Raw genomic sequence first — 14,395 nt, 5'->3', positions numbered from 1 at the left:
GCTCACAGGCGGCCAGCATGAAGGCTTCTTTCATTCCATTTGATTGAAGGAGCGCAGACATGCCACGAGGCGACAAGTCGTCCTACACGGACAAGCAGAAACGCAAGGCCGAGCACATCGAGGCAGGCTACGAGCACCGCGGCGTGGCCAAGGGCGAGGCCGAGCGCCGCGCCTGGGCCACGGTGAATGCCGAGACCGGCGGCGGCAAGAAGAGCGGTGCGGGCCGCGGCAAGGCCGAGAACCACGGGCCCTCGCGCAAGGGCGGGCGCCTGGGTGGCGCCGCCGCGGCGAACCGCACCGCCGCCGAGCGCTCGGCGTCCGCGAAGAAAGGCGCCGCCACGCGCAAGCGCAACGCCGAGAAGCGCGGCTGAGGTCGGTTGCGAATACCAGCCATATCGGCTGTCCGAAAAGAGGAATCCACCCGCCGCGCACCCTGAAAAGCGGACATTCCTTCGCCATCTGTGACGGCAGCCGGACAACTTGCATCGGCCCCGTGCCGACGCGGCCCTGCAGGAAGTCGCCAGCTTGCGCGACGTTGCCCTGAACGCACGTGCTACGCCGCCCAACCTCGGTCATTCCACCTTCTTTTTGCACGCGTTCCGGGCGTTTGCCGGGGCGCGTTCGCGTCGATACGATCCGCCGCCTTGCCCTCCAGAAAGGAACGCGCGGGTGCCTCCCTCGAACGTTTTCTCCCCCACGACCGCGCCAGCCGCCGCAGGTGCCGATGCAGCCAATGCCAACGCCGACTGGCAGCAGCGCAGCCGCCGCCACGTCTGGCACCCCTGCACCCAGAGCATCCGCCTCGAGGTCGCGCCGCCGCTGCCCATCGCGCGCGGCGAGGGCGTCTGGCTGACCGACCACGAAGGCCGGCGCTACCTCGACGCGACCAGCTCGTGGTGGGTCAACCTGTTCGGCCACGCGCACCCGGCGATCAACGCCGCGCTGAAGGCGCAGCTGGACACGCTGCCGCACGTGATGCTCGCCGGCTGCACGCACGCGCCGGCGGTCGAGCTGGCCGAGCGGCTGGCGGCGCTCACGGGCCATGCGCTGGGTCATTGCTTCTATGCCTCCGACGGTGCTTCGGCCGTGGAGATCGCGCTCAAGATGAGCTTCCATGCCTGGCGCAACGCGGGCCGCGCCGGCAAGCGCCGCTTCGTCGCGCTGCGCGGCGGCTACCACGGCGAGACGCTGGGCGCGCTGCACGTCACCGACGTGCCCGTGTTCCGCGACGCCTACGCGCCGCTGCTCGCCAGCGCGCACCTCGTGGCCTCGCCCGATGCGCGCGCCGCCCGGCCCGGTGCAGACGCCGCCGCCGTGGCGAACCGCGCGGCCGACGAGCTGGAGGCGCTCCTGGCCGCGCAGCACGACAGCATCGCCGCCGTCATCGTCGAGCCGCTGGTGCAGTGCGCCACCGGCATGGCGATGCACGACGCGGCCTACCTGCGCCGCGTGCGCGCGCTGTGCGACTGCTTCGGCGTGCACCTGATCGCCGACGAGATCGCGGTCGGCTGCGGGCGCACCGGCACCTTCTTCGCCTGCGAGCAGGCCGGCATCTGGCCCGACTTCCTGTGCCTGTCGAAGGGCATCAGCGGCGGCTACCTGCCGCTGGCGCTGGTGATGACGCGCGAGGCCATCTACCAGGGCTTCGTCGACGACGACGCCGCGCGCAGCTTTTTGCACTCGCATTCCTACACCGGCAACGCGCTGGCCTGCCGCGCGGCGCTCGCCACGCTCGATCTGTTCGAGCAGGAGGACGCGCTGAACCGCAACAAGGACCGCGCCGCACGCCTGCTGGCACGGCTGCGCGAGGGGCTCGCCGGCCAGGCGATCGACCACCTGCGCCAGCGCGGAATGATCACAGCCTTCGACGTGCGCGAGCCCGGCCCGCGCTTTGCCGAGCGCTTCCACCTCGCGGCGCGCGACCACGGCCTGCTGATGCGGCCCATCGGCGCCACCGTGTACCTGATGCCGCCGTACGCCATCGCCGACCACGAAATCGACCAGCTTGTGGACGGCACGCTCGCGACGCTGAAAGCCGTCACCACCGCATCCGGCGCCACCGCCAACGAAGGAGCCCGCGATGCTGCGCTTGCTTGAACGCCTGCAGGACGAGATCACCGCGCTCGACGCGCGCTCGCTGCGTCGCCGCCGGCAGATCGCCGAGACCGCCTGCGCGCCCGAGCAGATCCTCACGCTGGCCGGTGCCACCGCGCCGCGCACCATGCTCGGCTTCAGCAGCAACGACTACCTGGGCCTGGCCGCGCACCCCGCGCTGGCCGAGGCGCTGGCCGAAGGCGCGGCGCGCTACGGCACGGGCAGCGGCGGCTCGCATCTGATCCTGGGTCATTCGCGCGCCCATGCGCAGCTCGAGGAGCGGCTGGGCGAATGGATGGCGCCGCACATTCCGCAGGCGCGCAGCCTGTTCTTCTGCACCGGCTACATGGCCAACCTGGCGGTGCTGTCGGCGCTGGGCGACGGCGAGGCGGTGATCTTCTCGGAGACGCTGAACCACGCCTCGCTGATCGACGGCGCGCGGCTGGCCCGCGCCCGCGTGGAGCGCTATCCGCACTGCGACCTGCAGGCGCTCGACGCGCAGCTCGCCGCCTGCGACGCGCCGGTCAAGATCATCGTGAGCGACGCCGTCTTCAGCATGGACGGCCACATCGCCCCGGTCGCGGGCCTGCTCGCACTGGCCGAGCAACACGACGCCTGGCTGGTGATCGACGACGCGCACGGCTTCGGCGTGCTCGGCGCCACCGGGCGCGGCGCGCTGCAGGCGCTGGCGCTGCGCTCCGAGCGGCTGGTGCTCATCGGCACGCTGGGCAAGGCGGCCGGCGTGTCGGGCGCCTTCGTGGCGGCGCACCGCACGGTGATCGACTTCCTGGTGCAGCGCGCGCGGCCCTACATCTTCACCACGGCCGCACCACCGGCGGTGGCGCATGCGCTGCTCACCAGCCTGGCGCTCATCGAGGGCGAGGAGGGCACGCGCCGCCGCGCCCAGCTGCGCGCCCGCATCGCCCAGCTGCGCAACGGCCTCAAGCAGGTGCTGCCGGCCGACGGCAGCGCCTGGCTGGCCGATTCGCCGACCGCGATCCAGCCGCTCATCGTGGGCGACAACGCGCGCGCCATGCAGACCATGGAGCGGCTCGACGCGCACGGCCTGCGTGTCGGCGCGATCCGTCCGCCCACGGTGCCCGCCGGCACCGCGCGGCTGCGCATCGCGCTGTCGGCCAGCCACACCGAGGCCGACGTGGCGCGGCTCATCGATGCGCTGGGCGAGGCCCTGGCCGAACCATGGCCGGAGGCCGCATGACGACGGCAGCGGCTGCGCAGCGCCGCTGGTTCGTCACCGGCACCGACACCGGCGTCGGCAAGACGCTGGTGAGCAGCGCCATGCTCGCGCTGCTGGCCGCCTCGGGCCTGCGCGCGGTCGGCATGAAGCCGGTGGCGGCGGGGCTCGATGCCATCGACGGCGAATGGCGCAACGAAGACGTCGAGCGCCTGCAGGCGGCCGGCAACGTGGCCGCGCCGCTGGCCTGGCGCTGCCCCTACGTGCTGAAAGCGCCGATGTCGCCGCACCTGGCGGCGCGGGAAGAGGGCGTGCAGGTCGCGCTGCCCGTGCTGCTCGATGCCTTCGAGCGGCTGTCGGCGCAGGCCGACGCGGTGGTGGTGGAAGGCGTGGGCGGCTTCTGCGTGCCGCTGGGCGACGACCTGGACACGGCCGACCTCGCGGTGGCGCTGGGCCTGCCCGTGATCCTCGTGGTCGGGCTGCGGCTGGGGTGCCTGAACCATGCGCTGCTCACCGCCGAGGCGATCCGCGCGCGCGGGCTGGTGCTGGCCGGCTGGGTCGCGAGCGTGGTCGAGCCGCAGATGCTCTCGCCCGAAGGCAACCTGCAGACGCTGCGCGCCCGGCTCGGTGCGCCGCTGCTGGGCGTGGTGCCGCACCTGGCAGAGCCCTCGGCGGCGCGCGCCGCCGAACACCTCGACCTGCGCGCGCTGCGGGCGAGCGCGGCCCATGCCGCGCGTCGCACCGAGGCCCCGCTCGTGTCAGCCGCGACGGCCTGAATCCGCCAGCCGCTGGGCACGCACGCCGCCCTGGCGCGCGAGCATCCAGCCCGGGTACTCGGGCGCCAGCGCGCTGGCCTTGTCGATCGCCGCGAGTTCGTCGGCCGTGAGCCGCACCTCGGTGGCGGCGATGTTGTCGTCCAGCTGGTCGATGCGCTTGGCGCCAACGATCACGCTGGTCACCACCGGCTGGTGCAGCAGCCAGGCCAGGGCGATCTGCGCCACCGACACGCCGCGCGGCTCGGCGAACTGGCGCATGAGGTCGATGCAGTCGTAGGCGCGCTCCACGTTCACCGGCGGAAAGTCGAAGCTCGCGCGGCGGCTGCCTTGCGCGGTGGCGGTGTGGCGGTCGACCTTGCCGCTGAGCAGGCCGCCGGCCAGCGGGCTCCAGACCATCAGGCCGAGCTGTTCGCTGCGCAGCATCGGCACCAGCTCGCGCTCCAGGTCGCGCCCGGCCACGGTGTAGTAGGCCTGCAGCGACTCGAAGCGCGCCAGCCGGTCGCGCTCGGCGATGCCCAGCGCCTTGGCGATCTGCCAGGCGGCCCAGTTCGACACGCCCACGTAGCGCACGTGGCCTTGGCGCACGAGGTCGTCGAGCGCGCGCACCGTTTCCTCGATGGGCGTGATCGGGTCGATGCCGTGGATCTGGTACAGGTCGATGTGGTCCAGCTGCAGCCGCTTCAGGCTGGCCTTCACGCCGTCCATGATGTGGTAGCGCGAGGCGCCGGCCGAGTTCACGCCCTTGCTGCCGGTTTCGCCCAGCACCTTGGTCGCGACCACCACGCGGTCGCGCGGCACCTTCAGGTTCTTCAGCGCCTGGCCGGTGATGGTCTCGGACAGGCCTTCGGAGTACACGTCGGCCGTGTCGATGAAGTTGATGCCGGCGTCGAGCGAGCGGCCGATGAGGCCTTCGGCCTCGCCTTGCTGCAGCTGGCCGATGTGGTCCCAGATGCCCGGCGCGCCGCCGAAGGTCATCGTGCCGAGGCAGAGTTCGGAAACCAGGAGGCCGGTGCGGCCGAATTGGCGGTATTGCATCGAAAGTTGTCCTTTGCGGGTGGAGGGGCCGTCCGGCGTGACGAATGGCCGGCGGTTGCGAAAAAGTATCCCGCCGGCGCGCCCCGGCGGGCGAGCGCGTTTCTGCAAAGTCTTTGCCTATTTCTCCAGACCTCGTGCGCAGGCCGTGCGAAGGAGAGGATGCGACGCTAAGCTGCGGGCAGCCCAATCCTCCATGGCCGCCACCGCGGCCGCTCCCCTTTGTCAGAGGCCTACCCATGTCTGATGAAACCCCCGACACCGCCACCGTCCTCGCCATGCCGATGCCGCTGGAACCCGAACTCGATGCCGCCCGCGAAGAGCTGGTGCAGCTCATCCGCCACATCACGCGCGGGCAGGACGGCACGGTCGAATGCGCCGTGCCCGGCCTGCAGGTGCACTGCATCAGCAAGCCCGACGGCCCCAAGCACGGCTTCGCCACGCCGGCGCTGGGCCTCATCGCGCAGGGCTCCAAGCGGATCATCGTGGGCGACGACATCTACGTGTACGACCCGATGAACTACCTCGTCACCTCGGTCGACCTGCCGGTGTGCGGCCAGGTGTGCGTGACCAGCGAGAACGAGCCCTACCTGGGCGTGCGGCTGGAGCTGGCGCTCGACGAGATCGGCGACCTCATCGGCGACGAGAAGCTGCCGGCCAAGGCCAACGCGCCGGCCTCGCGCGGCATGTACGTGAACCGCATCGCCATGCCGGTGCTGGAGCCCGTGCTGCGCCTGCTGCGGCTGCTCGACACGCCCGAAGACATTCCGATCATGGCGCCGCTCATCAAGCGCGAGATCATGTACCGCCTGCTGGTGAACGGCGAGGGCGCGCGGCTGCGCCAGATTGCGCTGCACGACAGCCACACGCAGCGCATCGCGAAAGCCATCAGCGCGCTGCGCACCAACTACGCGCAATCGCTGCGCGTGGAAGACATGGCGCGCGCGGTGCACATGAGCGTGTCGTCGTTCCACCACCACTTCAAGGCCGTGACCGCGATGAGCCCGCTGCAGTACCAGAAGCAGCTGCGCCTGCAGGAGGCGCGCCGCCAGATGCTGATCGCCGGCACCGACGTGGCCAGCGCCGCGCACAACGTGGGCTACGAAAGCCCCTCGCAGTTCGCGCGCGAGTACGGCCGCATGTTCGGCGCGCCGCCGCTGCGCGACAAGCGCCGCTGGCTCGGCGAGGCCGGCAACGACGCGACCTCGATGGAAGCCGCGTAGGCCGCCCAGGGCCCCGCGCGAGGGGTCTTTCAACATAGCACCTGCCGCGATTTCTTGCGTCGTCGTGGAAATGCAGGTTTCGCAAATTCTCGCTATCGTTTTGTTCGCTGCAGCACCCGTCCGCCCGTGGAGGCGGGACTACTCAACAACTCGGAGAGATGCATGCTTTGGGAAAAGAAGCTGGCGCAGTGGAGCGCCGCGGTCCGCGCACGGGCCAACCTGCCCGCGCGGCTCACCTTGTGGGACGGCCAGTCCTACGACTTCGGTGACTTCAGCGGGCCGGCGGTCACGCTGCACGTGAAATCGCCCGCGGCGCTGTCGCTGATGCTGCAGCCCACGCTCGACAACCTGGGCGAGGCCTACGTCAAGAGCAAGATCGACATCGAAGGCAAGCTCAGCGACGTGATCGACATTGCCTACGGCCTGGCGAAGACCTCGCTCGACAAGCCCGGCGGCGCGCTGCAAAGCATGGCCCGCTACTTCGCGCACACCAAGTCGTCGGACAGGAAATCCATCGAGTACCACTACGACGTGTCGAACGCGTTCTACCAACTCTGGCTGGACGCGAACATGGTCTATTCGTGCGCCTACTTCGAGAACGGCGACGAAGACCTGGCCACCGCACAGCTGAAGAAAATAGACCACATCCTCACCAAGATCGAACTCCAGCCCGGGCAGACGCTGCTCGACATCGGCTGCGGCTGGGGCGCGCTGGTGATCCGCGCGGCGCAGAAGTTCGGCGCGCGCTGCGTGGGCGTCACGCTGTCGCAGAACCAGTTCGACCTCGCGACCGAGCGCGTGAAGGCCGCCGGACTGCAAGACCGCATCGAGATCCGCCTGCAGGACTACCGCGACGTGACCGGCCAGTTCGACCGCATCACCAGCGTCGGCATGTTCGAGCACGTGGGCCGCAAGAACCTGCCCGAGTACTTCAAGCGCGTGCAGCAGCTGCTGGCCGACGACGGCATCGTCATGAACCACGGCATCACCTCGTCCGACCCCGAGGGCGGCGGCGTGTCGTACGGTGGCGGCGACTTCATCGACCGCTACGTGTTCCCCAACGGCGAGCTGCCGCACATCAGCCTGGCGCTGCAGGCCATGCAGCAGGGCGGGCTCGAGGCCTTCGACGTGGAGAACCTGCGCCGCCACTACGCGCAGACGCTGCGTCACTGGAGCGACGCCTACGAGGCCCGTGCCGACGAGGCGCGCGCGCTGGTCGACGAAGAGAAGTTCCGCATCTGGCGCATCTACCTCGCGGGCTGCGCCTATGCCTTCGAGAACGACGACGTGGCGATCTACCAGATCGTCGGGCGCAAGGCGGGCAGGGCGGCAAGCACGCTGCCGTGGTCGCGCCGCTATATCTACGACGGCACCTCGGCGCTGCGCGCCTGACCCGTCAAGGCCGCGTTGCGGCTACTCGAGCGTGAAGCCGATCTTCACCGTCACCTGCCAGTGCGCGACCTTGCCGTCGACCACATGGCCGCGCGTCTCGGTGACGGTGAACCACTGGATGTTGCGCACCGTCTCGTGCGCCTTCGCGATGGCGGTCTGCACCGCGTCCTCGATGCTGGTCTTGGACGAGCCCGTCAGCTCGAGCGACTTGTAGACATGGTTCGACATGGCGGCTGCTCCTTGGGTGGTTGCGTGCCCATCGTAGCCATCGCATGGGGCGCGAGGCAACACCTTTGGGCGCGCGGATGCGATGCAAACCGCATCAGGACATTCGCAATCCGTCGTTGGCAACGGCGGATGCGCTTCGCAGAATCGGCGGCATCGAACCAGGGAAACCGCCCGCCATGCCACTGCACACCGTCGCCTCTTCATCCCCGGCCGCACAGGCCCGCCATGTCCTTGCGCTGACCGCCATCGCCTGGTGCATCGCGCCGGCGTCGCTGCATGAAGTGGCACGCCGTGCGCCGCATGGCCATGTGCCGCTGCGCGTGCGCAGGAGGCTGCACGCCACGGCCGTGGCGGCGCTCCTGCCCTATGCATGGTGAGCCGCGCGACCCCGCAGATTCCAGATATCGATAGAGGAATTCAGCGCAAACGGCCCGCGTGATGGCTCGCAGAATTTGAAGCACACCCGCTTCCACTGCGCCATCGCCGAACACCGTGTCCTACTCGCTCTCCCTGCTCGACAAGAGCCTGATCCCCGAAGGTGCCGACGCCGCGCAGGCGTTCCAGCACACCATCGCGCTGGCCCGGCGCGCCGAACGGCTGGGCTACCGCCGCTACTGGCTGGCCGAGCACCACGGCAACCGCACCTATGCGGGATCGGCGCCCGAAGTGCTGGCCTCGCACCTGCTGGCCAAGACCTCGCGCATCCGCATCGGCACCGGCGGCGTCATGCTGCAGCACTACAGCCCGTTCAAGGTCGCGGAGACCTTCAAGGTGCTGGCCTCGCTGGCGCCGGGCCGTGTCGACCTGGGCATCGGCAAGGCGCCGGGCGGCCTGCCGCTGACCAGCAAGGCGCTGCAATCGCTGCACGACCCGGCGAAGGCGAAGGCCCTCGATTTCGAAGCGCGCCTGCGCGAGCTCGATGCCTTCCTGCATGACGGCGTGCCCGCCGACCATGCGCTGGCGGGTGCCGTGGCCACGCCGTTCCCGCCGGTGGCGCCGCAGCGCGTGCTGCTCGGCGGCAGCCCCGAGAGCGCGCTGCTCGCGGCGCGGCTGGGCTGGCAGTTCGTCTATGCGGGCCACTTCAACGGCGACCCCGTGAACATCGAGCAATCGATCGACGCCTACCGCGGCGCGACCGGCCGCGCGCCGCTGCTCGCGCTGTTCGCCTTCGCCGCCGAGACGCACGACGAGGCCGCCGAGCGCGTGGGCGCGCTGCGCAGCTTCCGCGTGACCTTGCCCACGGGCCAGAGCGTGAACCTGCCCAGCCTCGAGGCCGCCGCCGAGTTCGCGCGGCAGGCCGGCGCGAGCGACTACCGCACCGAGGAACGGCGCCCGCATGTCATCGCCGGCACGGGTGAGGAGGTGCGCGACGCGCTCGAAGCCCTCAGTGCGCGCCACGGCATCGAGGAGTTCGTGATCGACATCCCGGTGGCGGACTTCGGCGCGCGCGCCACGGCGGTCGAGCTGCTGGCGCAGGCCCGTGAGCCCGCACTGGCCTGAGTTTTTTCTTTTCCCATCACAAGAACGATCGTCATGAGCAACATCCAGTTCGGCGTCATGCTGCAAGGGGCCGGCAGCCACATGAATGCGTGGAAGCACCCGGGCGGCCCGGCCGATGCCAGCGTCAACCTCGACTTCTTCATCCGCAGCGCACAGAAGGCCGAGGCCGCGGGCATCGCCTTCGCCTTCGTGGCCGACGGGCTCTACATCAACGAGAAGTCGATCCCGCACTTCCTCAACCGCTTCGAGCCGATCTCCATCCTGTCGGCGCTGGCCGCCGTCACCACGAAGATCGGCCTGGCGGGCACCATCTCCAGCTCGTACAGCGACCCGTTCACGGTGGCGCGGCAGTTCGCCTCGCTCGACCTCATCAGCGGCGGGCGCGCGGGCTGGAACGTGGTGACCACGCCGCTCGAAGGCAGCGCCAAGAACTACAGCCGCGCCCACCCCGAGCACGCGCTGCGCTACGAGATCGCCGACGAGTACCTGGCCGTGACGCAGGGCCTGTGGGACAGCTGGGACGACGACGCTTTCGTGCGCGACCGCGAGAGCGGCCGCTTCTTCGACCGCGACAAGCTGCACACGCTGGACCACAAGGGCCGCTTCTTCCAGGTGGCGGGGCCGCTGAACATCCAGCGCTCGCCGCAGGGCCAGCCGGTGATCTTCCAGGCCGGCTCGTCGGACGCGGGCATCGGTCTGGCGGGCAAGTACGCCGACGCGGTGTTCACCCATTCGCCCTCGCTCGAAGACACGCGCGCCTTCCTCAAGCAGGTCAAGGCCAGCGCCGTGGCGCAGGGGCGGCAGGCCGGCGACGTGAAGATCTTCCCGGGCATCGGCCCCGTGGTCGCCGCCACCGAGGCGGAGGCCGAGGCCAAGTACCTCGCCATCCGCGCGCTGCTGACGGTCGAGGAAGCCTTGGCCTACCTGGGCCGATTCTTCGACCACCACGACTTCAGCCAGTACCCGCTCGATGCGCCATTCCCCGAACTGGGCGAGATCGGCCGCAACAGCTTCCGCTCGACCACCGACCGCATCAAGGCCAATGCCAAGGCCAAGGGCCAGACGCTGCGCGAGGTGGCGCTCGAAGTGGCCACGCCGCGCACGCAGTTCGTGGGCACGGGCGAGCGCATCGCCGACGAGATCATCCGCTGGGTGGACGAGGGCGCGGCCGATGGCTTCATCCTCGGCTTCCCGGTGCTGGGGCAAGGCCTGGACGACTTCATCGAGTTCGTGATTCCGGCGCTGGAGGCGCGCGGTCGCTACCAGCGCACGCTGCCCGGCCAGACCCTGCGCGACCACCTGGGCCTGCCACGCAAGGCGAGCCGCCATGCCGCGCCGCAGGGCGGCGCCACCGTCGAGCGCAAGGCCGCCTGATGGGCGCCGCGCTGCCACGACCGGCCCTCAAGGACATCCACCGCGTCGAATCCGCCATTGCCGGCTACGGTGACGAATTCATCGCGCTGCGGCGCGACATCCACCAGCACCCCGAGCTGTCGTTCAAGGAGCACCGCACCTCGGCCCTCGTGGCCGAGCGGCTCGCGGCCTGGGGCTACGAGGTCACGACCGGCCTGGCCGGCACCGGCGTGGTGGGCACGCTGCGGCGCGGGCCGGGGCGCAGCCTCGGCATCCGCGCCGACATGGACGCGCTGCCGATCCACGAAGCCACGGGCCTGCCGTATGCGAGCGAGAACGCGGGCGTGATGCATGCCTGCGGCCACGACGGCCACACGGCAATCCTGCTCGCGGCGGCGCGCTTCCTGGCCGAGGCGGGCGCCTTTCGCGGCACGCTGCACCTGATCTTCCAGCCCGCCGAAGAACTCGGCGCGGGTGCGAAGAAGATGATCGACGAGGGCCTGTTCACGCGCTTCCCGTGCGATGCGGTGTTCGGCCTGCACAACTGGCCCGGCGTGGGGGCAGGGCACGTGGGCTGCGTCACCGGCCCCGCGATGGCCGCCATCGACCAGGCCCACATCACGGTGCGCGGCAAGGGCGGCCACGGCGCGCAGCCGCACGAGACGGTGGACCCCGTGGTCGCGAGTGCGCACCTGATCGCGGCGCTGCAGACCGTGGTGTCGCGCAACGTCGATCCGCTGGACATGGGCGTGATCACGGTGGGCTCCATCCACGGCGGCGAGGCCTCCAACGTGATTCCGAACACGGTCGAGCTCAAGCTCACGGCACGCTCGTTCAAGCCCGAAGTGCGCGCACTGCTGGCACAGCGCATTCCCGCGCTGGCGCGGGCGCAGGCCGAGAGCTTCGGCGCGCAGGCTGAGGTGGACTACCGGCCGGGCTTTCCGCCGGTGATCAACCACGCGGAAGAAACCGCCTTCGCACGCGCCGTGGCGCTGGACACCTTCGGCGCGCAGCGGGTCGACCCGGCCTTCCGCCCGCGCACCGCCAGCGAAGACTTCGCCTACATGCTGCAGGCGCGCCCCGGCAGCTACGTGTTCTTCGGCAACGGCGAGAGCGCCTCGCTGCACAGCCCGCGCTACGACTTCAACGACGCGATCCTCGCGCCCGCGGCCGTGTACTGGGCCCGGCTGGCCGAGCGTTTTCTTTCCGCCGACGGCGACACCCAGGAAACCACCCCATGAGCGAACAGTTTCTCTACACCACGCCGCTGGACCCGCTGGCCCGGCCGTTGATCGAAGGGCTTACCTTCGAGTACGACAGCCGCTACGGCGACGTGCTGCGCGAGCCCGGTGCACCACGCGAGATCGACCGCTACCCGCCCGAGGTGTTCGCGCCGCCGCACGGCAACTTCGTGCTGCTGCTGCGCGACGGCGTGGCGATCGGCGGCGGCGCCTTCATGCGCCACGACGAGCGCACCGCCGAACTCAAGCGCGTGTGGACGCACGGCGCGCTGCGCCGCCAGGGCCTGGCGAGTCGCGTGCTGGCCGAGCTGGAGGCGCAGGTGCTGCGCCAGGGCTACGAGCGCATCTACCTCACGACCGGCTTTCGCCAGCCCGAGGCCGTGGGCCTGTACCGCAGCCATGGCTACACGGCGCTGTTCGCGGACGACGCCGACCCCGAGACGCCGCGCAAGCTGCCGTTCGAGAAGCACCTGGCGCAGTGGGCCGCGCAAGGCCGTGCTGGTGCGACGTTGAGCGGGGCGGTGTCGCGATGAACACGACCACCATCCTGGACGTCGGCCCGGAGCCGCGCACCCCCACAGCACCCGCACGACCAATCGGCCGCAGCGATGCGGCACCGCCCGCCAAGGGCGACTACTCCCACTTTCGCATCGTCCCCGCGACCTACCCGGCACGCACCGTCGGCACCGTCTTCGCGGTGGCGGTGATCGGCCTCGTGCTGCATTCGGTGCTCACCAACCCCCGCTGGGGCTGGCCGGTGTTCGCGCAGTGGTTCTTCTCGGAGCCAGTGCTGGCCGGGCTGGGCCGCACGCTGCTGCTCACGGCGCTGGGGGCGATGCTGGGCTTCTTCTTCGGCACGGGGCTGGCGCTGGCGCGGGTGTCGCGCTCGCCGCTGCTGGCACGGCTGGCCTGGGTGTTCACCTGGCTCTTTCGCTCGGTGCCGGTGATCGTGCTGCTGTTGATCATCAACAACCTGGGCTACCTGTACGAGACCGTGTCGCTGGGCGTGCCGTTCACCGACCTCACGTTCTTTTCGTACCCGACCACGCAGCTCATCAGCCCCTTCGTGGCGGCGCTGCTGGGCCTCACGCTGAACCAGGCGGCCTTCGCCTCGGAGATCGTGCGCGGGGGCATTTTGTCTGTGGACCAGGGGCAGCTCGAGGCAGCAGCGGCACTGGGCCTTTCACGCCGGCGCCAGGCCTCGCGCATCGTGCTGCCGCAGGCCATGCGCAGCATCCTGCCGACGGCCTTCAACGACATCATCGGGCTGGCCAAGGGCACCTCGAACCTCTACATCCTGGCGCTGCCCGAGCTGTTCTACACGATCCAGATCATCTACCGGCGCAACCTGGAAGTGATTCCGCTGCTCATGGTGGCGACCGTGTGGTACCTCGTGATCCTCACGGTGCTGTCGGTGGCGCAGCACTACATCGAGCGGCATTTCTCGCGCGGGGCGCTGCGCCATGCGCCGCGCTCGTGGCTGGGCGGCGTGGTGCACGGGCTGTGGGCGCGGGGCAGGGCGCCGGCCGTGGTGCCCGTGTCGGCACCGGCGTCGGCGCCCGCACAGGTGCCGCGCTGGAACGGCTCGCGCGCACCGGGCGGCGAGGTGACGATCCACGGCGTGTCCAAGCGCTTCGGCGCGCTGCAGGTGCTCGACGACGTGACCTTCACCGCGCCGCGTGGCAGCGTCACCGTGATCCTCGGCCCCTCGGGCTCGGGCAAGTCGACGCTGCTGCGCACCATCAACCACCTGGAGCGCGTGGACGACGGCTTCATTGCCATCGACGGCGAGCTCATCGGCTACCGGCGCGACGCCGACACGCTGTACGAGCTGCACGAGAAGGACATCCTCACGCGCCGCGTCGACGTGGGCATGGTGTTCCAGAACTTCAACCTGTTCCCGCACCTCACGGTGCTGGAGAACATCGTCGAGGCGCCGCAGTCGGTGCGCGGCCTGCCGCGCGCCGAGGCCGAGGCGCTGGCCACCGACCTGCTGGCGCGCGTCGGCCTGGCCGACCGCAAGGACGCCTACCCGCGCCAGCTCTCGGGCGGCCAGCAGCAGCGCGTGGCGATCGCGCGGGCGCTGGCGCTCAAGCCCAAGGTGCTGCTGTTCGACGAGCCCACCTCGGCGCTCGACCCCGAGCTGGTCGGCGAGGTGCTCGCGGTGATCGAGGAGCTCGCGAGCTCCGGCACCACGCTGGTCATCGTGACGCACGAGATCGGCTTTGCCCGCGAGGTGGCCGACACCGTGGTCTTCATGGAGCAGGGCCGCATCCTCGAGACCGGCACGCCCGAGCAGGTGTTCAACGCGCCGCGGCACCCGCGCACGGCCGAGTTCCTGGCCAAGGTGCTCTGAGCTTT

Annotated in this window: 14 protein-coding genes; 12 read left to right on the top strand and 2 right to left on the bottom strand. The window is 70.3% G+C overall.

The window, feature by feature from the left end; translation table 11 throughout:
* Nucleotides 1–59: 59 nt before the first annotated feature.
* From AC07YS_RS00785 to bioD, 4 genes are all read left to right on the top strand, one after another.
* The gene (locus AC07YS_RS00785; protein WP_095947685.1) at nucleotides 60–371 is read left to right on the top strand and encodes a plasmid stabilization protein; all 312 of its coding nucleotides are present in this window, start codon (nucleotides 60–62) and stop codon (nucleotides 369–371) included.
* Between the two features lie 298 nt (nucleotides 372–669).
* The gene (locus AC07YS_RS00780; protein WP_495267217.1) at nucleotides 670–2,097 is read left to right on the top strand and encodes an adenosylmethionine--8-amino-7-oxononanoate transaminase; all 1,428 of its coding nucleotides are present in this window, start codon (nucleotides 670–672) and stop codon (nucleotides 2,095–2,097) included.
* The gene (gene bioF / locus AC07YS_RS00775) at nucleotides 2,081–3,313 is read left to right on the top strand and encodes an 8-amino-7-oxononanoate synthase (protein WP_495267216.1); all 1,233 of its coding nucleotides are present in this window, start codon (nucleotides 2,081–2,083) and stop codon (nucleotides 3,311–3,313) included. The genes AC07YS_RS00780 and bioF overlap by 17 nt, the downstream gene beginning before the upstream one ends.
* Nucleotides 3,310–4,065, top strand: a complete 756-nt coding sequence (gene bioD, locus AC07YS_RS00770; RefSeq protein WP_491513773.1) for a dethiobiotin synthase — start codon at nucleotides 3,310–3,312, stop codon at nucleotides 4,063–4,065. The genes bioF and bioD overlap by 4 nt, the downstream gene beginning before the upstream one ends.
* Here the strand turns inward: bioD and AC07YS_RS00765 are convergent.
* On the bottom strand, nucleotides 4,048–5,100 hold the full coding sequence (locus tag AC07YS_RS00765; RefSeq protein WP_139706342.1) for an aldo/keto reductase: 1,053 nt from the start codon (nucleotides 5,098–5,100) through the stop codon (nucleotides 4,048–4,050). The two genes, bioD and AC07YS_RS00765, sit on opposite strands and share 18 nt — an antisense overlap.
* A gap of 236 nt (nucleotides 5,101–5,336) precedes the next feature.
* Here AC07YS_RS00765 and AC07YS_RS00760 point away from each other — a divergent pair, with 236 nt between their 5' ends.
* Nucleotides 5,337–6,320 carry an AraC family transcriptional regulator gene (locus tag AC07YS_RS00760; RefSeq protein WP_062482185.1) on the top strand — a complete coding sequence of 328 codons (984 nt, stop codon included), beginning with the start codon at nucleotides 5,337–5,339 and terminating at the stop codon, nucleotides 6,318–6,320.
* 162 nt (nucleotides 6,321–6,482) lie between these two features.
* Nucleotides 6,483–7,712 carry a class I SAM-dependent methyltransferase gene (locus tag AC07YS_RS00755; RefSeq protein ID WP_495267215.1) on the top strand — a complete coding sequence of 410 codons (1,230 nt, stop codon included), beginning with the start codon at nucleotides 6,483–6,485 and terminating at the stop codon, nucleotides 7,710–7,712.
* A 21-nt stretch (nucleotides 7,713–7,733) separates the two neighbouring features.
* Here the strand turns inward: AC07YS_RS00755 and AC07YS_RS00750 are convergent, their stop codons facing one another.
* A complete protein-coding gene (locus AC07YS_RS00750) occupies nucleotides 7,734–7,940 on the bottom strand; it encodes a dodecin (RefSeq protein WP_062482179.1) in 207 nt (68 codons plus the stop codon).
* A gap of 176 nt (nucleotides 7,941–8,116) precedes the next feature.
* Between AC07YS_RS00750 and AC07YS_RS00745 the strand changes: the two genes are divergently transcribed.
* From AC07YS_RS00745 to AC07YS_RS00720, 6 genes are all read left to right on the top strand, one after another.
* Nucleotides 8,117–8,317 (top strand): hypothetical protein, encoded by a 201-nt coding sequence (locus tag AC07YS_RS00745; protein ID WP_495267214.1) that lies wholly within the window; start codon nucleotides 8,117–8,119, stop codon nucleotides 8,315–8,317.
* 115 nt (nucleotides 8,318–8,432) lie between these two features.
* Entirely contained in the window at nucleotides 8,433–9,440 is a 1,008-nt protein-coding gene (locus AC07YS_RS00740) for an LLM class flavin-dependent oxidoreductase (protein ID WP_495267213.1), read from the top strand.
* A gap of 33 nt (nucleotides 9,441–9,473) precedes the next feature.
* Nucleotides 9,474–10,814, top strand: a complete 1,341-nt coding sequence (locus AC07YS_RS00735; RefSeq protein ID WP_495267212.1) for an LLM class flavin-dependent oxidoreductase — start codon at nucleotides 9,474–9,476, stop codon at nucleotides 10,812–10,814.
* A complete protein-coding gene (locus AC07YS_RS00730; protein ID WP_495267211.1) occupies nucleotides 10,814–12,034 on the top strand; it encodes a M20 aminoacylase family protein in 1,221 nt (406 codons plus the stop codon). The genes AC07YS_RS00735 and AC07YS_RS00730 overlap by 1 nt, the downstream gene beginning before the upstream one ends.
* Nucleotides 12,031–12,567: a GNAT family N-acetyltransferase gene (locus AC07YS_RS00725; RefSeq protein WP_495267210.1), complete on the top strand. Its 537-nt coding sequence runs from the start codon at nucleotides 12,031–12,033 to the stop codon at nucleotides 12,565–12,567. The genes AC07YS_RS00730 and AC07YS_RS00725 overlap by 4 nt, the downstream gene beginning before the upstream one ends.
* Complete coding sequence (locus AC07YS_RS00720; RefSeq protein WP_495267209.1) at nucleotides 12,564–14,390, top strand: amino acid ABC transporter permease/ATP-binding protein; 1,827 nt, start codon at nucleotides 12,564–12,566, stop codon at nucleotides 14,388–14,390. The genes AC07YS_RS00725 and AC07YS_RS00720 overlap by 4 nt, the downstream gene beginning before the upstream one ends.
* The last annotated feature ends 5 nt before the right edge of the window (nucleotides 14,391–14,395 follow it).

It is taken from the genome of Variovorax sp. GW458-11-26-14-LB1 (assembly GCF_059423965.1).
Note: the sequence above shows the minus strand (reverse complement) of the source record. Positions and strands in the feature narration are given on the sequence as shown.